Origin of the sequence: Pseudoduganella sp. R-32, assembly GCF_049913245.1 — a bacterium.
Lineage (GTDB): Bacteria > Pseudomonadota > Gammaproteobacteria > Burkholderiales > Burkholderiaceae_D > Rugamonas.
The window spans coordinates 5,783,359-5,807,226 of sequence record NZ_CP183987.1; the positions used below are offsets into that span (position 1 = coordinate 5,783,359).

General features: G+C 60.9%; 29 protein-coding genes. 20 read left to right on the forward strand and 9 right to left on the reverse strand.

Annotated features, from left to right (window positions below; all coding sequences use genetic code 11):
* Positions 1-77: 77 nt before the first annotated feature.
* Entirely contained in the window at positions 78-1,106 is a 1,029-nt protein-coding gene (locus tag ACN9MU_RS26440; RefSeq protein ID WP_426164230.1) for a hypothetical protein, read from the forward strand.
* Here ACN9MU_RS26440 and ACN9MU_RS26445 read toward each other — a convergent pair.
* The 3 genes from ACN9MU_RS26445 to ACN9MU_RS26455 are packed head-to-tail and all read right to left on the reverse strand — an operon-like array spanning position 1,073 to position 3,579.
* Positions 1,073-2,275: a DUF418 domain-containing protein gene (locus tag ACN9MU_RS26445; RefSeq protein ID WP_426164232.1), complete on the reverse strand. Its 1,203-nt coding sequence runs from the start codon at positions 2,273-2,275 to the stop codon at positions 1,073-1,075. The genes ACN9MU_RS26440 and ACN9MU_RS26445 overlap by 34 nt on opposite strands.
* Positions 2,272-2,625, reverse strand: coding sequence for a DUF6404 family protein (locus ACN9MU_RS26450; protein WP_426164234.1), 354 nt, complete (start codon positions 2,623-2,625; stop codon positions 2,272-2,274). The genes ACN9MU_RS26445 and ACN9MU_RS26450 overlap by 4 nt, the downstream gene beginning before the upstream one ends.
* A gap of 18 nt (positions 2,626-2,643) precedes the next feature.
* On the reverse strand, positions 2,644-3,579 hold the full coding sequence (locus tag ACN9MU_RS26455; RefSeq protein WP_426164236.1) for a LysR family transcriptional regulator: 936 nt from the start codon (positions 3,577-3,579) through the stop codon (positions 2,644-2,646).
* A 103-nt stretch (positions 3,580-3,682) separates the two neighbouring features.
* Here ACN9MU_RS26455 and ACN9MU_RS26460 point away from each other — a divergent pair, with 103 nt between their 5' ends.
* The 13 genes from ACN9MU_RS26460 to ACN9MU_RS26520 all read left to right on the forward strand — a co-directional run bounded on the left by ACN9MU_RS26460 (position 3,683) and on the right by ACN9MU_RS26520 (position 11,992).
* Positions 3,683-4,522 (forward strand): phytanoyl-CoA dioxygenase family protein, encoded by an 840-nt coding sequence (locus ACN9MU_RS26460; protein WP_426164239.1) that lies wholly within the window; start codon positions 3,683-3,685, stop codon positions 4,520-4,522.
* Positions 4,519-5,337 (forward strand): sugar phosphate isomerase/epimerase family protein, encoded by an 819-nt coding sequence (locus tag ACN9MU_RS26465; protein ID WP_426164241.1) that lies wholly within the window; start codon positions 4,519-4,521, stop codon positions 5,335-5,337. The genes ACN9MU_RS26460 and ACN9MU_RS26465 overlap by 4 nt, the downstream gene beginning before the upstream one ends.
* A 24-nt stretch (positions 5,338-5,361) precedes the next feature.
* Positions 5,362-6,318 (forward strand): hypothetical protein, encoded by a 957-nt coding sequence (locus ACN9MU_RS26470; RefSeq protein ID WP_426164243.1) that lies wholly within the window; start codon positions 5,362-5,364, stop codon positions 6,316-6,318.
* A 113-nt stretch (positions 6,319-6,431) separates the two neighbouring features.
* Positions 6,432-6,899 (forward strand): hypothetical protein, encoded by a 468-nt coding sequence (locus ACN9MU_RS26475; protein ID WP_426164245.1) that lies wholly within the window; start codon positions 6,432-6,434, stop codon positions 6,897-6,899.
* Entirely contained in the window at positions 6,892-7,398 is a 507-nt protein-coding gene (locus tag ACN9MU_RS26480) for a DUF4240 domain-containing protein (RefSeq protein ID WP_426164247.1), read from the forward strand. Before ACN9MU_RS26475 ends, ACN9MU_RS26480 begins: the two co-directional genes overlap by 8 nt.
* Positions 7,399-7,414: 16 nt before the next feature.
* On the forward strand, positions 7,415-8,077 hold the full coding sequence (locus ACN9MU_RS26485; protein ID WP_426164249.1) for a site-2 protease family protein: 663 nt from the start codon (positions 7,415-7,417) through the stop codon (positions 8,075-8,077).
* A complete protein-coding gene (locus tag ACN9MU_RS26490) occupies positions 8,074-8,736 on the forward strand; it encodes a hypothetical protein (RefSeq protein WP_426343656.1) in 663 nt (220 codons plus the stop codon). The genes ACN9MU_RS26485 and ACN9MU_RS26490 overlap by 4 nt, the downstream gene beginning before the upstream one ends.
* An 84-nt stretch (positions 8,737-8,820) precedes the next feature.
* Positions 8,821-9,258 (forward strand): GCN5 family acetyltransferase, encoded by a 438-nt coding sequence (locus ACN9MU_RS26495; RefSeq protein ID WP_426343657.1) that lies wholly within the window; start codon positions 8,821-8,823, stop codon positions 9,256-9,258.
* Positions 9,252-9,614, forward strand: coding sequence for a hypothetical protein (locus ACN9MU_RS26500; RefSeq protein WP_426343658.1), 363 nt, complete (start codon positions 9,252-9,254; stop codon positions 9,612-9,614). The genes ACN9MU_RS26495 and ACN9MU_RS26500 overlap by 7 nt, the downstream gene beginning before the upstream one ends.
* A gap of 93 nt (positions 9,615-9,707) precedes the next feature.
* On the forward strand, positions 9,708-10,160 hold the full coding sequence (locus tag ACN9MU_RS26505) for a nuclear transport factor 2 family protein (protein WP_426164256.1): 453 nt from the start codon (positions 9,708-9,710) through the stop codon (positions 10,158-10,160).
* Positions 10,161-10,265: 105 nt separating this feature from the next.
* On the forward strand, positions 10,266-10,571 hold the full coding sequence (locus ACN9MU_RS26510) for an NIPSNAP family protein (protein WP_426164259.1): 306 nt from the start codon (positions 10,266-10,268) through the stop codon (positions 10,569-10,571).
* A gap of 57 nt (positions 10,572-10,628) precedes the next feature.
* Complete coding sequence (locus tag ACN9MU_RS26515; RefSeq protein WP_426164261.1) at positions 10,629-11,105, forward strand: cupin domain-containing protein; 477 nt, start codon at positions 10,629-10,631, stop codon at positions 11,103-11,105.
* A gap of 11 nt (positions 11,106-11,116) precedes the next feature.
* On the forward strand, positions 11,117-11,992 hold the full coding sequence (locus tag ACN9MU_RS26520; protein WP_426164263.1) for an alpha/beta hydrolase: 876 nt from the start codon (positions 11,117-11,119) through the stop codon (positions 11,990-11,992).
* Positions 11,993-11,996: 4 nt separating this feature from the next.
* On the opposite strand, the gene ACN9MU_RS26525 is transcribed toward ACN9MU_RS26520, so the two are convergent.
* From ACN9MU_RS26525 to ACN9MU_RS26535, 3 genes are read right to left on the reverse strand one after another with little or no spacing between them, the layout of a single operon-like run.
* Positions 11,997-12,740, reverse strand: coding sequence for an anaerobic ribonucleoside-triphosphate reductase activating protein (locus tag ACN9MU_RS26525; RefSeq protein WP_426343659.1), 744 nt, complete (start codon positions 12,738-12,740; stop codon positions 11,997-11,999).
* Positions 12,700-12,873: an anaerobic ribonucleoside-triphosphate reductase gene (gene nrdD, locus ACN9MU_RS26530; protein ID WP_426164268.1), complete on the reverse strand. Its 174-nt coding sequence runs from the start codon at positions 12,871-12,873 to the stop codon at positions 12,700-12,702. Before nrdD ends, ACN9MU_RS26525 begins: the two co-directional genes overlap by 41 nt.
* A gap of 10 nt (positions 12,874-12,883) precedes the next feature.
* The gene (locus ACN9MU_RS26535) at positions 12,884-14,605 is read right to left on the reverse strand and encodes a ribonucleoside triphosphate reductase (protein ID WP_426343660.1); all 1,722 of its coding nucleotides are present in this window, start codon (positions 14,603-14,605) and stop codon (positions 12,884-12,886) included.
* Between the two features lie 137 nt (positions 14,606-14,742).
* Between ACN9MU_RS26535 and ACN9MU_RS26540 the strand changes: the two genes are divergently transcribed.
* Together ACN9MU_RS26540 and ACN9MU_RS26545 are read left to right on the forward strand one after the other, a co-directional pair.
* A complete protein-coding gene (locus tag ACN9MU_RS26540; RefSeq protein WP_426164274.1) occupies positions 14,743-15,066 on the forward strand; it encodes a low molecular weight protein tyrosine phosphatase family protein in 324 nt (107 codons plus the stop codon).
* Positions 15,067-15,073: 7 nt separating this feature from the next.
* On the forward strand, positions 15,074-15,316 hold the full coding sequence (locus ACN9MU_RS26545) for a hypothetical protein (protein ID WP_426343661.1): 243 nt from the start codon (positions 15,074-15,076) through the stop codon (positions 15,314-15,316).
* 17 nt (positions 15,317-15,333) lie between these two features.
* Here the strand turns inward: ACN9MU_RS26545 and ACN9MU_RS26550 are convergent, their stop codons facing one another.
* The 3 genes from ACN9MU_RS26550 to ACN9MU_RS26560 form a co-directional block, all read right to left on the reverse strand.
* On the reverse strand, positions 15,334-17,649 hold the full coding sequence (locus ACN9MU_RS26550; RefSeq protein ID WP_426343662.1) for a CHASE domain-containing protein: 2,316 nt from the start codon (positions 17,647-17,649) through the stop codon (positions 15,334-15,336).
* A gap of 77 nt (positions 17,650-17,726) precedes the next feature.
* Positions 17,727-18,794: an HD-GYP domain-containing protein gene (locus ACN9MU_RS26555; protein ID WP_426164282.1), complete on the reverse strand. Its 1,068-nt coding sequence runs from the start codon at positions 18,792-18,794 to the stop codon at positions 17,727-17,729.
* Between the two features lie 40 nt (positions 18,795-18,834).
* Positions 18,835-19,146: a hypothetical protein gene (locus ACN9MU_RS26560; RefSeq protein ID WP_426164285.1), complete on the reverse strand. Its 312-nt coding sequence runs from the start codon at positions 19,144-19,146 to the stop codon at positions 18,835-18,837.
* A gap of 123 nt (positions 19,147-19,269) precedes the next feature.
* Here ACN9MU_RS26560 and ACN9MU_RS26565 point away from each other — a divergent pair, with 123 nt between their 5' ends.
* The 4 genes from ACN9MU_RS26565 to ACN9MU_RS26580 all read left to right on the forward strand — a co-directional run bounded on the left by ACN9MU_RS26565 (position 19,270) and on the right by ACN9MU_RS26580 (position 23,855).
* Positions 19,270-19,725, forward strand: coding sequence for a MarR family winged helix-turn-helix transcriptional regulator (locus ACN9MU_RS26565; protein WP_426164288.1), 456 nt, complete (start codon positions 19,270-19,272; stop codon positions 19,723-19,725).
* A gap of 94 nt (positions 19,726-19,819) precedes the next feature.
* The gene (locus ACN9MU_RS26570) at positions 19,820-20,818 is read left to right on the forward strand and encodes an alpha/beta hydrolase fold domain-containing protein (protein ID WP_426343663.1); all 999 of its coding nucleotides are present in this window, start codon (positions 19,820-19,822) and stop codon (positions 20,816-20,818) included.
* 176 nt (positions 20,819-20,994) lie between these two features.
* A complete protein-coding gene (locus ACN9MU_RS26575; protein ID WP_426343664.1) occupies positions 20,995-23,370 on the forward strand; it encodes a M1 family metallopeptidase in 2,376 nt (791 codons plus the stop codon).
* Positions 23,367-23,855 (forward strand): DUF6702 family protein, encoded by a 489-nt coding sequence (locus ACN9MU_RS26580; protein WP_426164297.1) that lies wholly within the window; start codon positions 23,367-23,369, stop codon positions 23,853-23,855. Before ACN9MU_RS26575 ends, ACN9MU_RS26580 begins: the two co-directional genes overlap by 4 nt.
* The last annotated feature ends 13 nt before the right edge of the window (positions 23,856-23,868 follow it).

Sequence of the window (23,868 nt, forward strand, 5' to 3'; positions counted from 1 at the left end):
CTACCTCGCGCCCCTTCCCGGTTCAAGCGGCGGCACGCCGTATAATGCGCATGCCTCATCCTCTTTATAGCCTGATAATGACCGCTTTTCCACCTGCCGCCCGCGATACGGCAGCCCGCAATGTACGCGACCTGCTTGCCCACGCCATCGAATACGCCGCGCCGCAGCAGGCTTTGCTGGTGTTCGACCAGCGCAGCCCGCTTTCCATGGTGCTGGCGGACGCCTACCGCGCGGCCCTGCCGGAGGGCCGTTTCATCGACTTCGACACGGTGCAGCCGGCCGACGTGCTTGCGGCTTTCGAGCAACTACGGGCGGGCGACCTGGTGGTGCTGGTGCAAACCACCAGCTTCCGCCTGAACGAATACCGCATCCGCATGGAGCTGTTCAAGCGCGGCCTGAAGGTGATCGAGCATATGCATTTGTCACGCATGCCGGACGGGCAAGGCCTGGTCTATATCGATGCGCTGGCCTACGACCCGGCGTATTACCGCGGCGTCGGCCATGCTTTGAAGGAACGCATCGACCGCGCGCAGTCGGGCGTGGTGGAGAGCGGCGGCGAACGGCTGGTGTTCGCCTCTGCGTTTGAAGAAGCCAAGCTGAATATCGGCGACTACAGCGCCATGAAGAATGTCGGCGGCCTGTTTCCGATCGGCGAAGTGTTCACCGAAGCGCAAGACCTGGAAGCAGTCAACGGCCGCGCCAAGGTCTTCGTGTTCGGCGATACCACGTTCCACGTCAACCGCCCGGCCACGCCGATCACCATGATCGTGGAAAAGGGCCGCGTGACCGGCGCCGAGAAGAGCACGCCGGAGTTCGACAATATGCTGGCAATCATTCGCGCGCATGAAGGCGAAGTGTGGGTGCGCGAACTCGGTTTCGGCATGAACCGCGCCTTCTCGCGCGAGCGCACAGTGGACGATATCGGCACCTATGAGCGCATGTGCGGCATCCATCTCTCGCTCGGCGCCAAGCATGGCCAGTACCAGAAGCCACAGTTCAAGCGCAAGGACGCCCGCTACCACGTCGACGTCTTCGTCCAGACCGATGCGGTCTACCTCGACGACGACCAGGTCTACCGCGACGGCGGCTGGGCGCCTGCTTCCTGAGGCAACCACTGCCAGTTGGTGATGGCGCGCAGCAGCCACTCGGCGGGGCCGTAGGTGTAGTGCTTGAGCCACCAGGCGCTGAGGGCCATTTGCGCGAGATAGATCGCAGGCACCAGGGCAAGAACGGCGATCGGCGGGAGTTCATCGCACAGGCGCATGCCGTAACCGGTGAACAGCAAGGCCATGACCAGCGACTGCATCAGGTAATTGCTCAACGCCAGCTTGCCCATCGGCGCCAGCGCCGCGATCAGCCGCGCGCCGCGACGGCTCTCGAACAACAGCATCAGGACGACCACATAGGCCGCGGTCAGGATCGGCGCCGTCAGGTAGCTGAGCGCCGTCGAGAATATCATCAGCACGCCGCCCGGCGCGAACTCGGAAGCAGCCGCATACAGCAAGGCGCCAACCAGCCCGAACGTGGCGGCCAGGCGCAGGATCGGGCGCACCAGCTGCTCGATTGATCCGACACGCTCAAGCAGGTGCGCACGCCCCGCTCCCAGCCCCAGCAAGAACATCGCCAGCGCGCTCGGCCCCTGGCCAAACATCAGGAAGGCCACAGTCGACGGAAATTCGTCCATGATGAATGCCTGCGTGCTGCGGGCATCGCTATGGAAGGCGGCCAGCTTGGCAAAAACAGCCTTCAGCTCCGGGGGGCCCGCTTGCGGCGAGAGCATCACAACAACGCCCAGCACGACCAGCATGAAGGCCGCCAGCATCAGCAACAGCGCAGCACATTCGGCCGAGCGCCACCTGCGGCCATCCCACTCACGGCCATACCAGACCAGCAGCAAGAAACTCAGCAAACCATACAGGTGCAGGATATCGCCATAGAACAGGAAACAGCCATGCAATCCGCCCAACAACAGCAAGCCTGCCGCCCGGCGCAGCATGCGCGGCCGGAATGCGGCGCCTGCACGCTCGGCGGCCCAGGCCTGGAGCATGAAGCTGTAGCCAAACAGGAAAGAGAACAGCAGGTAGAACTTGGCTTCGAACAGCAGCGCGACGATGAAGCGCACCGCCATATCAAGCGCGCTCGCATAGCGCGGGTTGTTCACGCCGGAGGCAAAATAGGGATCGGCGAACGACCAGATATTGACGGCCAGGATGCCGAACAGCGCAAAGCCGCGCAAGGCGTCGACATTGAGCAGGCGCTCCTTGCTTTCCCTCATCGCAGCCCCAGCTCCTGCCACGTCGGCAATTTATTGACCCGTCTCGTGCGCAGGAAAAATGCAGCCATCAGCAAGGCCAGCGCCAGGCCAAACAAAGCACCGGACAGCAGGACCGAATTTTTCACAACCAGTCTTTGCGCTGTTCCAAACGCCATACCCAGGGTCGCGACAGCGCTGTAAGCCAGCCAAAACACCAGTAGATTGACGTGGAAAGGAGCAAACAGCGGTGGCGGAACCCGGATGCCAATGCTCCACATCATCCGATGCAACAAAGGCAGCAAATCCCGGCTGGGGAAGCCTGCTGCCTCCAGCAATTCAATTGCGCGCTCATGTCGTGAATTTTTCATCATCGGATTGTCGCATCACGGTTACAAAATAAGCAACCCCGCATCCGCCAAGGCTTTGTCCCAAGGGGGCGCGGGCTGGTACTCGTCCACCAGGAAATCGATCAGCGCCCTCACCTTCGGCGATAGCTGGCGCGTGGCCGGGTACAGGGCGCTCAAATGGTTCAGGGGTAAGTCCCAGTCGGCCAGCACCGGCACCAGCCGCCCTTCGATAAGGTCGCGCCAGGCCAGGAAGGTTGTCGTATAGACGATGCCCAGCCCGCGCAAGGCCGCATGCTGCAGAACCATTCCGTTATTGGCGGTGAAGGCCGGCGTCACGCGTACTGTGGCCTGCTCCTCGCCGCGAGCGAAGTGCCAGGCGATACCGCCGGTGAGGTGGCTGAAGTGCAGGCACTGGTGGCGATGCAGGTCCTCTGGAATCTCAGGCCGGCCTGCCCGCGCCAGGTAGGCCGGCGAGGCGCACAGGATGCCGCGGCAAGGCGCCAAAGGCCGTATTGCCAGCGCACGGCTGTCCGGAATCCCGCCCACGCGGATCGTCAGGTCGAAGCCGTGTTCGATCGGATCGAGCAGTGCATCGTCCACATGCAGCAGCGGCGACAACTGCGGATGCGGCAAGCTAAAGCGCGCCACCGCATCGGCCAGCCATTCGCTGCCGAAGCTGGACGGCGCCTGTATCCGCAGCGGCCCTGCCAGCTCGACGCCGGCATGCGTCACCACCCGCGCCGCTTCCTGCGCCTGCAGCACCGCCAGCGCGCAAGGCTCCAGGTAAGCCTGCCCGGCATCGGTCAGGCTCACATCGCGCGTGGAGCGGTGCAGCAGGCGCGCATTGAGCCGTTCTTCGAGCGCAATCACATGCTTGCTCACCATGGCGCGCGTCATGCCCAGCCGGCGCGCGGCGCCGCTGAAGCTGCGCTGCCGCGCCACCTCCACAAAGATTTCCATTGCCTTGAGCTGGTCCATGGGTCGATTGTCTCCATTTCAGAGACAATGTGTCAACCGTTTGCGCATTGTTGGCATCCAATGACTTCCCTACAATGACCTAAGTTAAGAAAAGGAGCGCCACATGCTGACCGATGCCCAGAAAGCCCAATACGCCAAGGATGGCTTCATCGTCATCCCCGGCTTCAAGACCGCGGAAGAAATCGCCGCCCTGCGCGCCCGCGCCGCACAAGTCGTGAACGACTTCGACCCGGCCGTCGCGCAAGGCATCTTCACCACCAAGGAACAGGAGAAGAAGGCCGACGACTACTTCCTCGGCTCGGACAACACGGTGCGCTGCTTCTTTGAAGAAGAAGCCTTCGGCCCGGACGGCCAACTGAAGCAGGCCAAGGAGCTTTCGATCAACAAGATCGGCCACGCCATGCACGACCTGGACCCGGCCTTCCGCGCGTTCACCGCCGATGCGCGCCTGGAGCAGATCGCCCGCGATATCGGCCTGGCCGAACCGCAGGTCTGGCAATCGATGTACATCTTCAAGCAGCCCGGCATCGGCGGCGAAGTGCGCTGGCACCAGGACGCCACCTACTTCGACACCACCCCGATCAGCGTTACCACCTTCTGGTTCGCACTGGAAGACGCCACGCTGGAGAACGGCTGCATGTGGGCCGAACCGGGCGGCCATCGCTCGCCGCTGCGCGAACGCTTCATCCGCGAAGGCGACCAAGTGAGCGTGGAAAAGCTGGACAACACGCCATGGCCGACCGACGCCACCGCCGTGCCGCTCGAATGCAAGGCCGGCTCGCTGGTCTGCTTCCACGGCCTGCTGCCGCACTACAGCGCGCCGAACCGTTCGCCTGTTTCGCGCCACGCCTACACGCTGCACGTCACCGACGGCCGCGCCGAGTACTCCAAACGCAACTGGATCCAGCGCGATGCGTCCTTCCCCGTGCGAGGCTTCCTGTGAAAATCAGCATCTTCGCGCCGCACTGGGGCAGCAACGACTTGCCGCCCGACGTCTTCATCGCCAAGGTGAAAGAGGCCGGCTTCGACGGCATCGAAATGTCGCTGCCGCTGGACCGCGCGCAGCGCGACAACTGGGTCTACAAAATCGCCAACGCCGGACTGGACCTGATTGTCGCTCAATGGGAGACAGTCTTCCACAGCGACTTCGACGCGCACAAGCAAGCGCTCGGCGAACTGCTGCGCAATGCCTGCGAAGTGCAGCCAGTGCTGGTCAACTCGCACACCGGCAAGGACTGGTACACGCCAAGGCAAAACGAAGAACTGATCGCGCTCGCCGCCGGCATTTCGAAGGAATATGGCGTGCCGGTGGTGCATGAGATCCACCGCAGCCGCTTCAGCGGCCACCCGATGCTGCTGCTGCCCTACCTCGATCGCCTGCCGCAATTGCACCTGAATGCCGACCTTTCGCACTGGTGCGTGGCCTGTGAATCGCTGCTCGAAGACCAGGAGCTGACACTGGCCAAGGTACTGCCGCGCGTGCGCCACATCCACGCGCGCGTAGGCCACCAGCAAGGCCCGCAAGTGGCCGACTTCCGCGCGCCGGAGAATGCCGATGCGCTGCAGGCCCACCTGTCCTGGTGGGACCGCATCATCGAACTGCGCCGCAACGACGGCGCCGAACGCATGACGCTCACGCCGGAGTTTGGTCCGGCCCCTTATACTTTCACCTTGCCCTATACCGGCCAGCCGGTGAGCAATGCGTGGGAGCAGAACGTGGCGATGCTGGACCTGCTGCGCAAGCGCTATTGCATATAATGCCGGTGGCAGATTGAGCTGAAGATGAAACGCCTATTCTCCATGTTGGTTCTTGCGGGTTGCTGCCACGCCGCGGCCGCGCTGGCGGACGACTTCCCGGCCAGCTACATCCGCGCCCAGCTGCAGAAGGCAAACAATCGCGTCGACGTCGACCTGGCCGCCCTTGCCCCAGGCAAGCCGGTCAAGGTCGATTACGTTGACGCGCCGGTGTGGATCTACCGTCGCACGGCCGAAGACCTTGAATATCTGCGCGGCGGCCCGACGACGCAGCTCGCCGACCCGGAAGGAAAAAACTGGGCTGAGTCGATCGCCGCCTCCAACCAGACCTCCGCATCGTCCGCGTGGACGCGACTCTTCATGTTCGGCCAGCCGCCGATAGAAAAGACACGCTATCGCTCATTCAAAGACGAATACCTGGTGATTGCAGCATGGAGTCCGCACTCGGGATGTTCGCTGCAATTCCAGGAGCCCGATCGCCGCCAGGAGAAGCAGGCGCTGTTTCTCGATCCTTGCCGAGGCGCCAGATTCGATGCTGCGGGACGCGTGCTGAAAGGTGAGCTCTACACCCCGCCCGGACAGCCAAAGGAAAACACCCGGTACAACCTCTTCGTGCCTCCACACTATTTCGTTTCAAATTCACGCCTGACGATAGGCCTGCAGGCTGGAGCATCCCTGCCTGAATTCGACGCAGCAACGCTGCGTAACTATCAAGGGATGGATCACAATGAGCGCCTGGCCGCCGCAGCTGCCTACAACGATATTGCGGAGGTACGGAAAGCCCTGAAAGCGGGTGCCAACGCCAGCGCTTATGTCCCCGGAAAGAGAAACCCCTTCGACGCTGCGATCGTCGGCGGCAGCATGGAGATTATTCAACTGCTGGTCGCGAATGGCGCCCTCCCCACCCCGAACTCCCGCAATGCCGCCACCTTCGTGAAGCGGCAGGAGGTGCTTGAACTGATCGACCGGCTCGAAAAACGCTAGAAGCAGAGCCCCGCGCGGCACATCCACGGGATTGGCGATTTTGCAATTAACTGGCATACTTTAAATTGCAAATCCGCAATAATTAATCCCGCAAAAATGCGCGCCGAGCCTTTATGACTTACACCAACAGGACCATTCCAGTCTTTCTCGGCACCGCCGCCGCTCTCGCTCTCGTCAACATCCTGGGCACCATCGCCGTCAATGTTTTGGTATGGATCGGCATGAACCAGGGAACAGACCTGGGCCAGGCAATCACGGCCGCGGTCGGAAGCCCCTGGTATCAGAAAGCTTCGATCACTACGCAAATTTTCGCCAGCATCATCGGCGGCTACATGACCGCGTCATTGGCTGCCAATCAGCGCTACCTGAACGCCGCGATCGTTGGAGCGCTACAGAGCGCATGGTTTGCCATCTTGCATACCTTCCCCATTCAGGGCGCGGAGTTCGACATAATTTCAATCATCATCTGGTTCGTGCTGCCGCTGCCGGCTTCCGTCCTTGGCGCATTCCTTTACACGCTGCTCCTGGTGCCAGGTCCGGCTCCCCAACACAAAATCAGCACGGAGAACATCCATGGATAAAGCAGGATTCTGGAACATCATCGACAAGTCGCGGCACGCTGCCGGCGGCGATCCGGAGCGGCAGCTTGACTCGCTTGGTGAACTGCTCGCAGAGATGTCGCCCGAAGAAATCGTGTCCTTCGACCGCCATTTGTCCGAGTACCATGCTCGGGCCTACCATTGGGACCTCTGGGGCGCGGCCTACATCATTGGTGGCGGATGCTCGGACGACGGCTTCCTTGATTTCAGGGGCTGGCTGATTTCCCGGGGCGAGAAAGTCTACGAAGCCGCAATGTCCAACGCCGATTCGCTTGCAGCGGTCGTGGAGGACCATGATGGCGAGTGCCAGGTCGAGGGCTACCAGTACATCGCCTGGCAGGCCTGGGAGGAAAAAACTGGCAAATCGTACGATGACTTCCCCGAGCACGACCTGCCAAAGGGAGGCGAAATTGAAGGCTCTCCATGGGAAGAAGAGGACCTGGATGCCCGGTTCCCCGAGCTTACCAGGAGGTTCGGCTGAGTAATGTCAAGGTGAAATGATGCCCTGGCTGGTCCAAACCTTCGCTCTTCTCTGCGCTCTCGCCTCTGTCCACGTCGCCGCAACAGCGCTGGCGGCGCACTGCGCCGGCATCCCTGTTCGCAAGGTCTCCTTCGGAACAGGAGCAGCGATTTGGGAGAGCGGCAAGTTCCGGCTCGGATGGTTTCCAATGAGCGGATACGTCCGATTGAAAGACTCACGCGAAGAGATTCTCTCCGACGCCGACATGGCCGACGCGTTCGACCATGCCCCGGTCTGGAAACAGATCGCCGTTCCAATTGCCGGCCTCGGATCGGTCCTGCTCATCACAATGCTGACACTGGGACATGAGGGAGCGGAAGCCTTTGCCGGCGCCTTCCGCCAATTGGTCCTTGGCGCGCTCAGTCCTTTCACCGACGCCCAGGAATACCTGCGGGCAGGCAGGACTTTTGCCGGCTCGCACTCCCTGGCCGATTTTGCGGGACTTCTCGGAGCAAAGATCGTGGCAATGAACCTCTTGCCGCTGGGCGGACTCAATGGCATGCATCTTCTCCTCACGCTGATACGCGGAAAGCAGCCCAGGCAGTGGGAGACTCCCCTCATCCGGTGGACTTTCCAGCTGATGCTGTTCCTGTTCGGCAGTTGGCTACTCGCGATCGCCGTTTTCGTTGGGGGGAAATGATGGGAGTTGAATATCGCCACTTCTTCGTAGTGGATCAGGAGAACTGGCATCCTGAGCAGGACACGTTCGAGCGCGTGAACAAGGTGCTCGGATCTTGGGGCCTTAACGACGAGCTGTTGGAGATCGTCGACCTCACGTCCGGAAAGCAAAGCCGGACCACCGATGCAAGCATTCCGAAAGGCCTTGCGGGCAAAGTGTTCAAGTTCGCAGGCCCAAGTGGGGGGGCAGTCGCTCGCCTTGCGGGTCCTTCTTTCCATGATTGCGAGGACGAGGAGCGCTATCTTTCGGAGATCCTCGTCATAATTGGCGAGGACTACAGGATTCAGTGGAGCTGTGAAGGGCTTTTCTTCGAGCTGCTGGAGGCGCCCACCATCGCTTACCAGGACGAAGAACCATATGGGACGGCCTACGCCGAGTCATTCCCGTCCACGAATACGACAGCGCCGAAGGTAAAGCTGCACGTCGAGGATTACGCGAGGAAGCATCTCGCTTCAACGGAATGCAAAGGATATTGGCGCGCGGCGGTAATCCTCGACTTTGGCAAGGACCTGCCCACGTTTGCCGATGAAGTACGCTCCTTGCCAAACCGTGAATTCGTGGAGGCGCTGCGGAATGCCTTGCGCGCCCAATCAATTATCGAAATTGGAGAGTTCTACTAGGACTTCCAAAGCCCGCTCGTTTGTATTTTTCGTCGCTCGCAGTCAGCGATCCTTTCAAGCAGCCGTTCAAATTCTATCCAAACCATGACCTACCCTACTGTCCTGGATCCGCTAAAAGTTGGTGAGTACCCCGCCTCTACCAAGGCCGGCGGTGGCTACGTGTGGGATGCTGTCCTCGAGTACCGCGTATGGTGCCACCTGGAGCGCGGCGCCTCGGACGAAGCCGACGGCAGCGATTACTACTACGCCTTCGAAACGTTCGAGGAAGCCAGAGAGTTTTCCGCTGAAAATCCCGGAACTGAAGAACCCCTTGCCCTGGTCCTGCAGCGCGAATATATCGACGAACCAGTGCCGGGCCAGTATTTCCACGTCCGCGAGGAGCGAATTACGGAATGGCCTGTAGCCTTCCTCTCGCGGCCACAGCGCGACGCCTTCACCATTCCCGAATTCCTCGCCCCCGACGCCCCGTCGAACCGGCTTGAAATCTTGCGCGGTCTCGCTCCACGGAGCAGGAAATGCTGACCATCGCCGCATTGCTGCTCTTCTTCACGGGCGTCGCCCACTCATACCTGGGCGAGCGCTACATCCTGATTCGCCTCTTCAAGCGCGACAACCTGCCCGCGCTCTTCGGCGGGACCGACTTCACCACGGGCACGCTCAGGTTTGTCTGGCATCTTCTGACCTTGGTCTGGTGGGGCATCGCGGCCACCGTCCTTCTGGCATCGGCAAAGCCGGTCGAGACCCGGACAGTTCTTCAGGTCTTCAGCATCGTCGCCTTGGTATCCGGTTTGTTCCCTCTCTACTTCACCCGCGGCCGGCACCTTTCCTGGATAGTGTTCTTCGCCGTCGCAGCACTTCTCTGGCTAGGCTCCCCGTGACCGCGGACTGCCACCGGTCCAGGGTTTGAAATGACGGCGTCCTGGTCTACGATGGACGCATTCCCATCCAGCAGCCAATTCAGGAGAATCAGGATGTACCACGCTATCGTACGTCGCAAGATCACGAAGGTATTCGCAGGGCTCAACGAAGGCAGAATAGATGCGGTGACCGACGAACTGGCGTCCAATGCCACGCACTACTTTGTAGGCACGCACGCCTTGTCCGGCACCCGCAGGACTCCGGAAGCCATCCGCGCATGGTACGAACGTCTGCTCCGCCTTCTGCAGGGAATTAACTTTACTCTTCATGAGGTACGGGTTTCGGGCTGGCCATGGCGCACGCAGGTTGAGGCCATCTGGACTGAAACCAACAATGGGACCGACGGCGTCAAGACCACCGCTGAAGGCGTCAACCTGATTGAGATCCGCTGGGGTCGCGTGACCAGTGTCCGCATCTATCCCGATACCGCCGCATTGGAACGAACCTTGCACCGCATAGCGGCCAAGGGCACGGCGGAAGCAATGGCAAGCCCCATTACATCGTGAATTCCACGCGCATAGCGGTCCATCTGTTGCGAAAACTGCGCAGGGCGCGCGCACAGGTTCCGCCTCCCTTATACTAGGGCACACCGCCCCCCATGAAGATGCCCTATGATCACCTGCTACCTTCGCTACATCATCGATCCGTACAAGCTCAAGGAATTTGAACACTACGGGAAAATGTGGATTCCGTTAGTTGAGAAGTTTGGCGGCGCGCACCACGGTTACTTCATGCCTTCCGAAGGTACGAACAACGTCGCGCTTGCGATGTTCTCGTTTCCGAGCCTCGCGAAGTATGAGGAGTACCGGATCAAGTCCCTCGAAGACCCGCAGTGCCAGGCTGCTTTCAAGTATGCCGAAGACACCCGCTGTATCGTCAGTTACGAACGAAGCTTCTTCCGCCCCGTCTTCGCGTAGAAGGCGTTCAGGCATAAGGGCGGACATGCCGGTCACCATGATCATTGAGGAGCATACATGCCTGTCATTCGCACCAGCCAACGACAAGTCGAGACCAGCGAGACCTCTACCCCCGGCGTCTTGAATCGGGAAGAGTGGATCAGTGAACCCGGCGGATTAACCCAGTTTGGCGCATTCATCCATGTGCTCATGCCGGGCACACGGTCCTCGCTCAAGCATTGGCATCAATCGGAGGACGAACTCGTGGTCGTCCTTGAGGGCGAGGTCACAGTTGTCGAAGGCGAGACCGAATCCCTCCTCGGCCCGGGCGACGCGGTGGCATGGCCGCATGGGACGCCAGTTGGACACTATCTCTGGAACCAGGGTCAAGTACCGGCCCGATGCATGGTCGTCGGAACACGGGCAACAATCGACCGGATTACCTACCCCGATCATGACCGGGTGCTGCACCGTGACAGATCACAAGATGGCGACATATGGACCGATTCAACAGGCTGCGCTGCTGACAGTCCTTATAAATTATGGACGCCATGAGGATCTGACCAATGAACGAGCTCGATCGATTGGAGGCGATGTTTCGTGCACGGCCGACAGAACTCACCATCGCTCAGCGCCGGGAGGCATGTGATGCCTTGGCCGGCCTCTATCCGACTGCCGCGGACGTCAGCGTCGCTCCCGTCATGGCGAACGGCGTTCCCGCCGAATGGACCTTCACTTCGGACGCGCGCGAAGACGGCGTCATCCTCTACCTGCACGGCGGCGGCTTCGTATGGGGTTCCCTGGAAAGCCACCGGCATTTTGTCAGCGAACTGGGTCGCGCGGCGGAAATGAAGACCTTCGCCCTGGACTATCGGCGCGCTCCCGAATTCCCCTTCCCTGATGCGCTGGATGATGCCGTTAACGGATACCAGTATTTGCTTGATCGGGGAATGCAGCTTACAGTGGCAGGCGATAGCGCTGGCGCCGGCCTTGCCATCGCCATGCTGGTGCGTTTGCGGGAATTGGGCCTGCCCCAGCCGGCGAGCACGGTCCTGTTCTCGCCCTGGGCCGACATGACCATTGCGGCAGGCAGCTACGCACGAAACGCCGAACGCGACCCGGTGCTGAACCGCGAACTCATGCTGTTCCTGGCCGAGCAATACCTCGGCGACCGGCCGCGGAACGTGCCCCTGGCCTCCCCTGTTTTCGCCGATCTGCACGGCATCGCCCCGCTCAACATCTTCGTCGGCGCCACTGAAGCGCTGCTCGATGATTCCATCGCCCTCGCCCGTGCAGCCACCATCGCCGACGTACGCGTGCGGCTCGAAATATGGCCGAAGATGTTCCACTTCTGGCCCAACTATTACCAGGAACTGAAGGAAGGCAAACAAGCCCTGGACATGGCGGGGTCGATCCTGCGTGATGCCATGCTGGTGAAGTGATCAGCTAGCCATTCGCTTGCCGAAGCGTGAACTGGCGGAACCGCGACTTCACCTGGCCGGCCAATTCGCCGTGCAAAACGCCTTCGCTGGCGGAATTGATCAAATCCTGGCTGCGGCAGCCAACCGAACGGAAATCCTGCAGTGCATACGTCTCGCAACCCATGCCGGAAATCTGCTCCACCAACGCGGCCAGGTGCCGGGGTGTAGTCAGCCTGGGATGGATCGTGGTCCTGAATTCGTACGGAACGCCGCTCTCAATGACAAGGCGGGCGGCGGTGCGCGCTGCTTGCGCGCTGCAGCTGACGCCAGTGATTTCATCGTAGGCCTCGAATGAGGTCTTGATGTCGAGGCCTACCCAGTCCGTCAGCGGAAGCACCTGCTTCAGGCGCTCAGGGTAGATGCCTGCGGTGTGCAAGCCCACCTTGAAGCCGAGCGCTTTCACGCTGCGCATCGCGTCTTCCAGCGCCGGATCGAGGGTCGGCTCGCCGCCGGAAAACACCACGGCGTCAAGGAGCCCTGCCCTGCCGGCGAGAAAAGCGAGCATGTCGCGCCAGGCGATCGCCGGCGCAACGTCCCTGGGCTGCAAGTGCGGGTTGTGGCAGTACCCGCAGCGCCAGGGACAGCCCTGGACGAACACAACGGCTGCCAGCTCGCCGGGATAGTCGGTCGACGTAAACCTGGCGTAGCCGCCGACCTTGAGCTCCCTGTCAGCCATTGTTCCGGCGCTCGACGAAATAAGTGCGCTCATTGAATTCCCCCTTCTTGCCAACGTTGAAGGACGAGTACGGGCGGTGATACCCCATTACACGCGTCCAGATTTCGCAAGGCTGGCGCTCTGCGTCGGTGAGGGCGATTTCCTGGTTTGGCTGCTTGGCGGTCATGCCTATCTCCTTAGTCAAGTGAAAGTTCGCGCGTCTTGCGCGCAAGGATGTCCTCATCGCATTTCGGACAGAATTCGTGCTTGCCGCTCAAGTAGCCGTGTTTCGGACAGATCGAGAACGTCGGCGTCACCGTGATGTACGGCAGGCGGAAGTGCGTCAGTGCGCGCTGCACCAGGTGGCGGCAGGCATCGGCGCTGGATACCTGCTCGGTCATGTACAGGTGCAGCACGGTGCCGCCTGTGTATTTCCGTTGCAGCTCGTCCTGCCGCTCCAGCGCTTCGAACGGGTCATCGGTGAAGCCCACCGGGAGCTGCGAAGAGTTGGTGTAGTAAGGCATTTCCGGCGTGCCTGCCTGCAGGATCGACGGCATGCGGGCACGGTCCTCCTTGGCAAAGCGGTAGGTTGTGCCTTCGGCCGGCGTAGCCTCGAGGTTGTACATATGTCCTGTCTCTTCCTGGAACTCCAGCATGCGGGCGCGGATGTGATCGAGCAGGCGTATCGCCAGCGCGGCCCCGGCTTCGGTGGTGATGTCTTCCGTGTCGCCGCTGAAGTTGCGCAGCATTTCGTTCATGCCATTCACGCCAAGCGTGGAGAAATGGTTGCGCAGCGTGCCGAGGTAACGCTTGGTATAGGGGAACAGGCCGCCATCCATCAGGCGCTGGATCACCTGGCGCTTGATCTCCAGGCTGGTCTTGCCCAGTTCAAGCAGTTCGTCCACGCGTGCAAACAGCGCCGCCTCGTCGCCTGCATACAGGTAGCCAAGGCGGGCGCAGTTCAACGTGACCACGCCCAGCGAGCCGGTTTGTTCGGCCGAGCCAAACAGGCCGTTGCCCCGCTTGAGCAGTTCGCGCAGGTCGAGTTGCAGGCGGCAGCACATGGAGCGGATCATGTTCGGCTTGAGTTCCGAGTTCACGAAGTTCTGGAAGTAAGGCAAGCCATAGCGGGCAGTCATTTCGAATAGCAGGTCGGCATTCGGGCTGTGCCAGTCGAAGTCCGGCGTGATGTTGTAGGTCGGGATCGGGAAGGTGAAGGCGCGGCCTTTGGCGTCGCCGCGCATCATGACTTCGATGTAGGCGCGGTTGATCATGTCCATCTCTGCCTGCAGGTCGCCATAGGTAAACGGCATCTCTTCGCCGGCGATCACCGGCACCTGCTCCTGCAAGTCTTCCGGACAGGTCCAGTCGAAAGTGAGGTTGGTGAAAGGCGTTTGCGTGCCCCAGCGCGAGGGGACGTTCAGGTTGTAGACCAGTTCCTGCATGGTCTGCAGTACCTGTTCATAGCCCAGCCTATCCTTGCGGACGTAGGGCGCCATATAGGTGTCGAAGGAGCTGAAAGCCTGGGCGCCGGCCCATTCGTTCTGCAAGGTGCCAAGGAAGTTCACGATCTGGCCGGCGGCGCTGGAGAGGTGCTTCGGCGGCGCCGATTCCACCTTTCCCGGCACGCCGTTCAGGCCTTCGTTCAGCAGCGTGCGCAACGACCAGCCGGCGCAATACCCGGCCAGCATGTCGAGGTCATGGATGTGGATATCGGCATTGCGATGCGCTTCGCCGACCGTGCGCGGGTAGACGTGGTCGAGCCAGTAGTTGGCGACCATCTTGCCGGAAATGTTGAGGATCATGCCGCCCAGCGAATAGCCCTGGTTGGCATTGGCGTTCACCCGCCAGTCGAGCTGCTGGAGGTATTCATTGATCGAGGACTCGACGTCCACGGTAGTCTTGCGGGCAGGGTTCATTATTCTCTTAAACTAGATGTTGTGTTGCGATGGATATTACACACTAAATGTAGTGAACAGCGACTTGACGGCGCTGATTTTTGATTTCCTTGATCTGGTTTAAATTTGATAAGATTCGTGCAAAATTCGCCTATACCATGAAACGAGCACTCTTCATCTGCACGCAAAATCGCTTGCGCAGCCCGACAGCGGAGCATGTATTCGCGAGCTGGCCCGATGTGGAGACCGATTCCGCAGGCCTGGGCAATGACGCCGACGTCCCCCTGTCGAGCGAGCAGATCGCGTGGGCCAACATCATCTTCGTGATGGAGAAGACTCACCGCAACCGCCTCTCCCGCGATTTCAGGGCGCACCTGAACGGGAAGCGCGTGATTTGCCTCGACATTCCTGACGACTACGAATACATGCAGGCCGAACTGGTTCGGCTCCTCGAAGCCAAAGCCGGCAAGTTCCTGCGCTGATCCTAAAATGACGATGCCTACCAAAAGCGTTGATGACTACGAGATTGAGTACACCGGCGAACTACTTGAAGGCACGAAGCAATGGGGCGCCTACGTCTCCATCTTCGCCCCTTCCGCGAACCCGATGCATATGACCCATATCTATCCGAAGCGACGCGTGTCGGCAGACCAGACCTTTCTGGACCAGCATGCCGCCGAAGGCGAAGCGGAGCGTGCTGCATTGAAAATCCTGGAAGGCTTGCGCACCTGACTTCTGGCTTTGCCCGACTACTGCGCATGAAGCAGGTCGGTTTCAGCCAGTTCCTCCTTCGCGGGAACCTGGCGCGGCAAGTTCATGATCACGGTAGTGCCTTTTCCAGGCTCGGATTCAACGTGGATGGTCCCGCGCAAGACGCCGGTAACGAGGTTGTAGACGATGTTCATGCCGAGCCCTGACCCGCCCTGCCCCATCTTGGTGGTGAAGAAGGGATCGTACACCTGGCGCAGCGTGCGTGCACTCATGCCATTGCCGTCATCGGCAAAGCGCAGTTCGACATTATCCTCGTCCATCTCGACGGCGCTGATGGTGATATGCCCGGACTCCCGGCCCTCGAAGGCATGCATGATGGCGTTCTGGATCAGGTTGCTCAGCACCTGGCCCACGCTGCCGGGGTAGGACATGAAGTTGAGCGTCTCCGGCATCCACACCTTCACTTCGCAGTTGGCACGGCGCAGCTGGGCGGAATAAGTCGCCAGCGTGTCGTGCACCACGCCATGCAGGTTGAACGAACGCCGTTTGTCGGAGGTCTGGTCGACCGCCACCTGCTTGAAGGAGTGGATCAGGTCAGCCGCCCGCGTCAGGGAGTTGGTGATGATCGAGCACGCCATACGCGCATCCTTCAGATGCGTATCGAGGGCCGAGCGCTTGATGCCGCCCTCGGAGAGCTGGCGCTCAAACTCCTTGCACATGTCGCTCAAGGCCGTCGCGGTCAGCAGGCTGTTGCCGATCGGCGTATTCAGTTCGTGCGCAATGCCTGCTACCAGCGCGCCCAGCGATGCCATTTTCTCGGACGTGATCAGGTTGGCCTGCGCCTGTTTCAACGTCAGCAGCACGGCCGACAGATCCTTGTGCGCCATTTCCACGTTAGACTTTTGCAGTGCCAGCTCATTCAGGCTGCGCTCCAGGCCATGCTTGGTGTCGACCAGCGCTGCCTCGGTCTGCTTGCGCTCCGTGATATCGATAATGACCCAGACGCAGCCTTTGCGCGGCTCATTCTCGTCCAGCATGCGTCCGTTCACCATGCACCACAGGCGCCGGCCGCTGGAGCTGGCCAGCTCCAGCTCGAAATGCATCGGCGTGCCATCGGCCACGCAGGCAAAGGGATCGCTCAGCCCGCCCGTCAGCATATTGCAGGAGCGGCCCGCCAACTGGCCCGGCTGGTAACCCATCATCTCTTCCAGCCCTCGGTTGCAGCGCACGATCAGCCCGTTGGCGAACAAGCCGATGCCGACAATGGCGCTATCCTGCAACGCACGCAATTCGTCGGCAGTGACGCGCAGCTTTTGCGCCAGCGCGCGGCGCCGCTGCAATGTCATGATCTGCGCGCCGATCAGGGCACTGATGATAAAGCCGGCCAGGCCGATCACCGTGATCAGCCTCAAGTCGCGGCTATAACGCTCGCTCGCATGGCCTTCGAATTTCATGATCCAGCGCCGCTCGCCGACATCGAGAGGGATGTTGCTGGTCAGGCCTGGCAGCGCCGGCATGCGCTCGCCCGAACCTAGCTTGCCGAAGCTGTTGAACATCAGGTTGTCGACCGTGGCCGGCATCTTGCCGCCGTCGTTGATGTAGCCCGCATCGTTGATGCTGACATAAAGGTGCTGCAGCATCGGACTGTCGATCGTTTCCGACATCAGGTCGTTGACACGGAAAACAATGGCGACAAAGCCCACCAGCGCTGCGTCGCGCTCCTGCTCCGTCAACAGCGAGGCGCCACGGCGGTAGATCGGTGCGCGCGCAACGAAGCCGGGCTGGCCGCTGGCGTCCTGCACCAGGGTGATGCGTTCGGTGGCCACCACGCGGCCGGTGGCCTTGCCCAGCTGCAGGGCCTTGTAATGCGGAGGCAGTGCGGCCAGGTCCAGGCCGAAGGCGTTTTCATTGCCCCTCATCGGCTCGTTGTATTCGATCAGGAAGTGCTCCTGCCGCACCGAAGCCGGATGCACCTTGTAGTCGGGATAGCCGCCGCTTTGCAGGCTGTCATCAGCACGGATGCGTACCGCATAGGCATCCAGTTGGCTGGATGGCACGCGCCGCACGAACTGGATGGCCTGGAAGCCGGGATAGCGGCGCTTGAGGTCCAGCTCGCGCACATAGCGGCTGAATTCCACGCGCGAGACATCGTCCTTCACCGCGAACACGCCCTTAATGCTAAGCAGCATGTCGAAGTAGGTTTGCAAGCGAAGCTGGGTGTCGCGCGCAATTTTTTGCGTGTCGCGCTGGAAGGCTTCATTGGTCTGGCGGTCCTGCACATTCATCACGAACATGCAGACCCACACGGTAACGCAAATACCGACAATAAAGGCCAGGTATCCGTGTATGCGCATGCTTGCTCCGACGGGACTATGGAGACGACTATAGCATAGTGAAATCCCTCATACGCCAGGGAAACGGTCAGCCGTTGTTACCCTGTCGCATCCTGGTATCGCAGCGCAATTTCCCTGACCTGTTCCTCGGCGGCCAGCAGCGCATCGACCACATCCGGGTCGAATTGCTCGCCGCTGCCCTGGCGGATCAGTTCGATGGCAGTTTCGTGGGTAAAGGCCGGACGGTATACGCGCTCGGATACCAGCGCATCATAGACATCGGCCACCGCGACCAGGCGCGCCGCTACCGGAATGGCATCGCCAGCCAGGCCTTGCGGATAGCCGGAGCCATCGTAGCGCTCCTGGTGGCTGTAGGTGATCTCGCGCGCGAAGCGCAGGAAGGCGTTGGAGAAGCCCAGCTCGCGCTCCACCCCGGCGATGGCATCGCGGCCGTGCACCGTGTGCAGCTTCATGATCTCGAATTCTTCCGGCGTCAGGCGGCCCGGCTTGAGCAGGATCGCATCGGGAATGCGCACCTTGCCGATATCGTGCAGCGGGGCTGCCTTGAACAGCAGCGGGATATGGGCCTCCACCAGTTCATTGGCAAAACGCGGGTTGCCCTGCAACTGGCGCGCCAGCGCCAGCACGATGTGCTGGATGCGGCGCAGGTGCGAAGGGTCTTCCTCGTCGCGCCATTCGGCCAGGCTGGCGATGGCCCAGGCAGCGGCATCGGCGATCTGGCCCAGTTCATTGAGCCGGTTGCGCTGGCGCTGCACCTTGGCGCGCGCCTCGCGCAACTGCAGGTGGGTGGCGATGCGCGCGCGCAGCAGCTCCGGCACCAGCGGGCGCGCCACCACGTCGGAAGCGCCTTCGGCCAGGGCGCTTTGCTCCAGGTCCGGCTGGCCGCGCTCGATCATGGCGATCAGCGGGATGCCGGCAGTGTCCGGATTGCCGCGCAGGCATTGGCAAACCGCAAAGCCATCGCGCACCACGTCGACCAGGATCAGGTCCGGGCGCGGCAACAGCTCCGCCGAGGCAAGCGCGTTGTCGCCATCTTCGACCAGGCGCACGGCATACCTGTCTTCCAGCAGGTGGCTGAGCTGTTGCAGGTGGTCGGCCGATCCGTCAACGATCAGCAGCAGCGGCTTGGTCTTTGGGCTCTTCATTGCGGCATGATACCGCACGGGAACAATACGCAGGGAATGTTCAGTCGGCGAGGGCCGGCGAGCCATCGGGCAGGAAAGCGCCGAAACAACGGGTGCATTCGATGCAGAACAGGTGCGCCACCCGCACGTTCTTCTGGCGCAGGACAAGTTGCAGGTGGCCCTCTTCGCAAATCGGGCAGGTTTCGCGCATGGTGCCGCAGGCCAGCACGTCATCGGCCAGGTAGTTTTCGTCGTAGCGCACACCATCAACGACGCGCTGCGGGTCCAGTTCGACCAGGAAAAGCACGGGCTCCGGGCCTCGCTGGTCGGGCACTGGGTAGGCGCCTGAATGATAGTGATTCATTTGATTCATTGTCATCCCCTTTGCCCAGCGCAGGTTACGGGCACTTTAACGATAGTCAAAGATTCCTCATCAGGCAAGGTCAACGGAAAAATTTGCTTGCAATTAGATCGCGCACTATCTATACTGCCAGGCATGGATACGAAATCATTTGACCTCGAGCAGGTTCCCAAGCTGGACCAGCAATTGTGCTTCGCCTTGTACTCGACTTCGCTGGCGATGAACAAGCTGTACCGCAAGCTGCTGCGCAAGCTGGGCCTGACCTACTCGCAATACCTGGTGATGATGGTGTTGTGGGAACAGGACGAGCAAACGGTGTCGGCCCTGGGCGAGCGCCTCTTTCTCGACTCGGCCACGCTGACGCCGCTGCTCAAGCGGATGGAGCAGGCCGAACTGATCACCCGCACCCGCTGCCCGCAAGACGAGCGCCAGGTGATCATTGCCCTCACCCCGCACGGCAGCGAGCTGCGCAACGAGGGTGCCAAGCTGCCGGCTTGCGTGCTGGGCGCCAGCGGCTGCGACCTGGAGCAAGTGATTCGTTTGCAGCGCGAGCTGTCGGTCCTGCGCACCAGCCTGATGAACAACGCGTAACAGTCTGGTGCCCACCTTGGTGTCGCCAGTGTGGGCATTTTTTAAAGCCAATTAAGTAGCGCACTATTTAATCGTTAACTAAAGGAGATTTGCCATGAAAACCCTTATCGCCGCTTCCGCCCTTACCCTCCTCGCCGGTTCCGCCGTCGCCGCTAGCCTGCCGGGCGTAGAACCGCAAACCGCGCAATTCCTGAAAGCGCTGGAAGGTGGCAAGCCGCTGGAATCGCTGAGCCCTGCCGATGCACGCCAGGTACTGGCCGGCGCCCAGCAAGGCGCCAGACTGCCTGCCGCCGACGTGTCCGACAAGGTGATCGATGTCGATGGCGAAAAGATCAAGCTGCACATCGTGCGCCCGGCCGGCGCCAAGGGCACCCTGCCGGTCTTCATGTTTTTCCACGGCGGCGGCTGGGTGCTGGGCGACTTCCCCACCCACGAACGGCTGGTGCGCGACCTGGTAGTGAACTCTGGCGCCGCAGCCGTCTTCGTTGACTACACCCCTTCGCCGGAAGCCGGCTATGGCGTGGCAATCAAACAAGCCTATGGCGCCACCAAATGGGTCGCGAAAAATGGCAAGGAAATCAACGTCGACGGCACCCGCCTCGCAGTGGCCGGCAATAGCGTCGGCGGCAATATGGCTGCGGTAGTGGCGCTGATGGCGAAAGACCAGGGCCAGCCGAAACTGCGCGCCCAAGTCCTGTTGTGGCCTGTCACCGATGCCGATTTCGACAACGCCTCCTACAAGCAGTTCGCCGATGGCCACTTCCTGACCCGCAATGCGATGAAATGGTTCTGGGACAATTACACCACCGACCTCGCCAAACGCAAGGAAATCTACGCCTCGCCCTTGCAGGCCACGACCGAGCAATTGAAAGGCCTGCCGCCAACCCTGATCCAGACCGCCGAATTCGACGTGCTGCGCGACGAAGGCGAAGCGTATGGCAAGAAGCTCGATGCCGCCGGTGTCGAAACCGCCACAGTCCGCTACAACGGCATGATCCACGACTTCGGCCTGCTGAACGTGCTGAGCAACGTCCCCGGCACCAAAGCCGCGATGCGCCAAGCCGGCGAAGAGCTGAAATACCGCCTGAAGTGAAAGATGAAAGTCGGGGTCAGGTCTGGCAATCCGCCAAAATGGCGGATTGCCAGACCTGACCCCGACTTTCCGACTTTCACCACAGATGTTTCAGGTTTTTTACAAATAAACGAAGTGTCGCAGGACAAAGCTCTCTAGAATAGCCCGGCATTTATTACAACAAGCTTGGGGATTCGATGAAACGCTTTCATTTCGGCCTTGCCGCACTTTGCCTGACGGCGACGGCTTTCGCTGCCGAACCATTCGATGACAAGTTCCGCCAGCTCGATGAGCTGCTGCCTTCCGCCAACCAGTACCGCACCGCTTCCGGCGCTCCCGGCCATGCCTACTGGCAGCAGCGCGCGGACTACACCATCCGCGCCACCCTGGATGAGGCCAACCGCGCCATTTCCGGCAGCGGCCAGGTCACTTACCACAACAATTCGCCGGATACCCTGCATTACCTGTGGCTGCAGCTTGACCAGAACATCTACAAGCCGGATTCCGATGCCCGCATGACCATGACCGCGCCTTCGCGCGAGGCCTGGGGCCGGGCAAAGAGCGATGAAGAAGGCATGAAGTATGAAGGCCTGCGCAATATCCTGGCCGGCCGCGATTTCGATGGCGGTTTCAAGATCGGTTCCGTCAAGGGTTCCGGCGGGGCTCCGCTGCAGTACACCGTCAACCGCACCATGATGCGCATCGATCTGCAGCAGCCGCTGAAACCGGGCGAGAAGTTCAGCTTCTCCATCGATTGGACCTACAAGATCAATGAGCAGAAAGTCCTTGGCGGCCGCTCCGGCTACGAGTACTTCGCAGAGGACAAGAACGCGCTGTTCGAAATCGCGCAGTGGTTCCCGCGCATGGCCGCCTACTATGACGTGTACGGCTGGCAGCACAAGCAGTTCCTGGGCTCCGGCGAATTCACGCTGGAGTTCGGCGACTATGACGTGCAGATCACCGTGCCGGCCGACCATATCGTGGCCTCCACCGGCGAATTGCAGAATCCCGGCGAGGTTCTGACTGCGGCCCAGCGCGACCGCCTGGCAAAAGCCCGCACCAGCAAGACCCCGGTCGTCATCGTGACCCAGGCCGAAGCCGAACAGGCCGAGAAGAACCAGGCCAAGGGAACCAAGACCTGGCACTTCAAGGCGAAGAACGTGCGCGACTTCGCCTGGGCTTCTTCGCGCAAGTTCATCTGGGATGCGCAGGGCTACAAGAGGGATGGCAGCAACCTGATGGCCATGTCCTATTATCCGAAGGAAGGCAACCCGCTGTGGGAGAAGTATTCGACCGCCGCCATCATCCACACCATCGAACAGTACAACAAGTACAGCCTGGATTACCCGTACCCGACCGCGATTTCCGTCAATGGCCCGGTGGGCGGCATGGAGTATCCGATGATCTCCTTCAACGGCCCGCGTCCAGTGAAGGACAAGAAGACCGGTGAAATCACCTATACCAAGCGCGCCAAGTACGGCCTGATCGGCGTGGTGATCCACGAAGTCGGCCACAACTACTTCCCGATGATCGTCAACAGCGACGAGCGTCAGTGGACCTGGATGGATGAAGGCCTGAACACCTTCGTCCAGTCGCTGGCCCAGGAAGCCTGGGAAGACAACTACCCGGCCGGCCGCGGCGATCCGCGCTTCATCGTCGACTACATGCGTTCGAAGAACCAGGTGCCGATCATGACCAACTCGGAGTCGCTGCTCCAGTTCGGCAACAACGCTTACGCCAAGCCTGCCGCTGCGCTGAACATCCTGCGCGAGACGGTGCTGGGCCGCGAGCTGTTCGACTACGCCTTCCGCGAATACGCTCGGCGCTGGAAGTTCAAGCGCCCTACCCCGGCCGACTTCTTCCGCACCATGGAAGACGCGTCGGGCACCGACCTTGACTGGTTCTGGCGCGGCTGGTTCTACACCACCGATGCGGTCGACGTGTCGATCGACGGCATCAGCGAGTACGGCGTGAGCACCAGGAATCCGGAAACCGAGAAGGCCTGGAAGAAGGCGCAGCATGATGCGGAGCCGGTCTCCATCATCGACCAGCGCAACAAAGGCATGGTGCGCAAGGTGGACGAGCAGCCGGCCCTGAAAGACTTCTACAACGAGCACGACGACTACACCGTCACCAACGCAGACCGCAACAAGTACGCCGAGCAGGCCAAAGAGCTGGAACAATGGGAAAAGGACCTCCTGGCACAGGGCAAGCACCTGTACCTGGTGGACTTCTCGAACCTGGGCGGCCTGGTGACGCCGCTGATCCTGCAGATCGAACTGAAGTCGGGCAAGAAGTATATCGAGCGCATTCCCGCCGAAGTATGGCGCTATTCGCCGAAGAAGATCACCAAGGTGATCGTGACCGACGAGCCGCTGCTGTCGCTGGTGCATGACCCGTACTGGGAAACCGCCGACATCGACCAGTCGAACAATGCCTGGCCGCGCAAGGTGACGCCTTCCCGCCTGGAGCTGTTCAAGTCGCGCCAGCCGGAAAACATGATGAAGGACTTCAACACGCCGCTGAAGAAGCAGGATGCTGAAGGCGACAAGGAAGGCGCCAAAAAGGAATGATGCGTTTCAAGGCCGTCCTCGCGGCGGCGCTGCTCTGGTGCAGCGCCGCCGCCCAAGCCCATAATTTTCACGTGGGTTTGACCGAGATCAGCTTCAATCCGCGCTCAGGCAGCACGGAAGTGGTTCATACTTACACGGCGCATGATGTGGAGGCGCTGCTGATGAACCTGTACCAGCGCCAGTTCGACCTTGGGTTGGAGGAGGATCAGGCCGTGTTCCGTCGCTACCTCGAAAAGCAGTTCCGCATCAGCGTCAACGGCAAGCCGGTGGCGCTGCAGTGGGTCGGCATGCAAGCCAATGCCGACAGCATCAACGTGTTCCAGGAAATCGAAAAGACCGCCTTGCCGCCTGGCGCCGTCCTGCGCGATGGCGTGCTGACGGATTTCCTGCCGCAGCAAGTCAACAACGTCAACGTCAGCGGCCCCGGCCGCCCGGCCGCTTCCATCGTCTTCAACCGCGATCGTCGTGAACAGCCGCTTCCCTGAGAGGCGGCGGCTG

What these genes read in the sequence shown, in the direction of transcription:
- ACN9MU_RS26490 (WP_426343656.1), top strand. Translation starts at nt 8,074, where the DNA reads ATGATGGGAGTTGAATATCGCCACTTCTTCGTAGTGGATCAGGAGAAC.
- ACN9MU_RS26485 (WP_426164249.1), top strand. Translation starts at nt 7,415, where the DNA reads ATGATGCCCTGGCTGGTCCAAACCTTCGCTCTTCTCTGCGCTCTCGCC.
- ACN9MU_RS26520 (WP_426164263.1), top strand. Translation starts at nt 11,117, where the DNA reads ATGAACGAGCTCGATCGATTGGAGGCGATGTTTCGTGCACGGCCGACA.
- ACN9MU_RS26515 (WP_426164261.1), top strand. Translation starts at nt 10,629, where the DNA reads ATGCCTGTCATTCGCACCAGCCAACGACAAGTCGAGACCAGCGAGACC.
- ACN9MU_RS26460 (WP_426164239.1), top strand. Translation starts at nt 3,683, where the DNA reads ATGCTGACCGATGCCCAGAAAGCCCAATACGCCAAGGATGGCTTCATC.
- ACN9MU_RS26500 (WP_426343658.1), top strand. Translation starts at nt 9,252, where the DNA reads ATGCTGACCATCGCCGCATTGCTGCTCTTCTTCACGGGCGTCGCCCAC.
- ACN9MU_RS26565 (WP_426164288.1), top strand. Translation starts at nt 19,270, where the DNA reads ATGGATACGAAATCATTTGACCTCGAGCAGGTTCCCAAGCTGGACCAG.
- ACN9MU_RS26535 (WP_426343660.1), bottom strand. Translation starts at nt 14,605, where the DNA reads ATGAACCCTGCCCGCAAGACTACCGTGGACGTCGAGTCCTCGATCAAT.
- ACN9MU_RS26445 (WP_426164232.1), bottom strand. Translation starts at nt 2,275, where the DNA reads ATGAGGGAAAGCAAGGAGCGCCTGCTCAATGTCGACGCCTTGCGCGGC.
- ACN9MU_RS26560 (WP_426164285.1), bottom strand. Translation starts at nt 19,146, where the DNA reads ATGAATCAAATGAATCACTATCATTCAGGCGCCTACCCAGTGCCCGAC.
- ACN9MU_RS26450 (WP_426164234.1), bottom strand. Translation starts at nt 2,625, where the DNA reads ATGATGAAAAATTCACGACATGAGCGCGCAATTGAATTGCTGGAGGCA.
- ACN9MU_RS26525 (WP_426343659.1), bottom strand. Translation starts at nt 12,740, where the DNA reads ATGAGCGCACTTATTTCGTCGAGCGCCGGAACAATGGCTGACAGGGAG.
- ACN9MU_RS26540 (WP_426164274.1), top strand. Translation starts at nt 14,743, where the DNA reads ATGAAACGAGCACTCTTCATCTGCACGCAAAATCGCTTGCGCAGCCCG.
- ACN9MU_RS26570 (WP_426343663.1), top strand. Translation starts at nt 19,820, where the DNA reads ATGAAAACCCTTATCGCCGCTTCCGCCCTTACCCTCCTCGCCGGTTCC.
- ACN9MU_RS26505 (WP_426164256.1), top strand. Translation starts at nt 9,708, where the DNA reads ATGTACCACGCTATCGTACGTCGCAAGATCACGAAGGTATTCGCAGGG.
- ACN9MU_RS26550 (WP_426343662.1), bottom strand. Translation starts at nt 17,649, where the DNA reads ATGCGCATACACGGATACCTGGCCTTTATTGTCGGTATTTGCGTTACC.
- ACN9MU_RS26440 (WP_426164230.1), top strand. Translation starts at nt 78, where the DNA reads ATGACCGCTTTTCCACCTGCCGCCCGCGATACGGCAGCCCGCAATGTA.
- ACN9MU_RS26580 (WP_426164297.1), top strand. Translation starts at nt 23,367, where the DNA reads ATGATGCGTTTCAAGGCCGTCCTCGCGGCGGCGCTGCTCTGGTGCAGC.
- ACN9MU_RS26575 (WP_426343664.1), top strand. Translation starts at nt 20,995, where the DNA reads ATGAAACGCTTTCATTTCGGCCTTGCCGCACTTTGCCTGACGGCGACG.
- ACN9MU_RS26495 (WP_426343657.1), top strand. Translation starts at nt 8,821, where the DNA reads ATGACCTACCCTACTGTCCTGGATCCGCTAAAAGTTGGTGAGTACCCC.
- ACN9MU_RS26475 (WP_426164245.1), top strand. Translation starts at nt 6,432, where the DNA reads ATGACTTACACCAACAGGACCATTCCAGTCTTTCTCGGCACCGCCGCC.
- ACN9MU_RS26555 (WP_426164282.1), bottom strand. Translation starts at nt 18,794, where the DNA reads ATGAAGAGCCCAAAGACCAAGCCGCTGCTGCTGATCGTTGACGGATCG.
- ACN9MU_RS26455 (WP_426164236.1), bottom strand. Translation starts at nt 3,579, where the DNA reads ATGGACCAGCTCAAGGCAATGGAAATCTTTGTGGAGGTGGCGCGGCAG.
- ACN9MU_RS26470 (WP_426164243.1), top strand. Translation starts at nt 5,362, where the DNA reads ATGAAACGCCTATTCTCCATGTTGGTTCTTGCGGGTTGCTGCCACGCC.
- ACN9MU_RS26545 (WP_426343661.1), top strand. Translation starts at nt 15,074, where the DNA reads ATGACGATGCCTACCAAAAGCGTTGATGACTACGAGATTGAGTACACC.
- ACN9MU_RS26510 (WP_426164259.1), top strand. Translation starts at nt 10,266, where the DNA reads ATGATCACCTGCTACCTTCGCTACATCATCGATCCGTACAAGCTCAAG.
- ACN9MU_RS26480 (WP_426164247.1), top strand. Translation starts at nt 6,892, where the DNA reads ATGGATAAAGCAGGATTCTGGAACATCATCGACAAGTCGCGGCACGCT.
- nrdD (WP_426164268.1), bottom strand. Translation starts at nt 12,873, where the DNA reads ATGACCGCCAAGCAGCCAAACCAGGAAATCGCCCTCACCGACGCAGAG.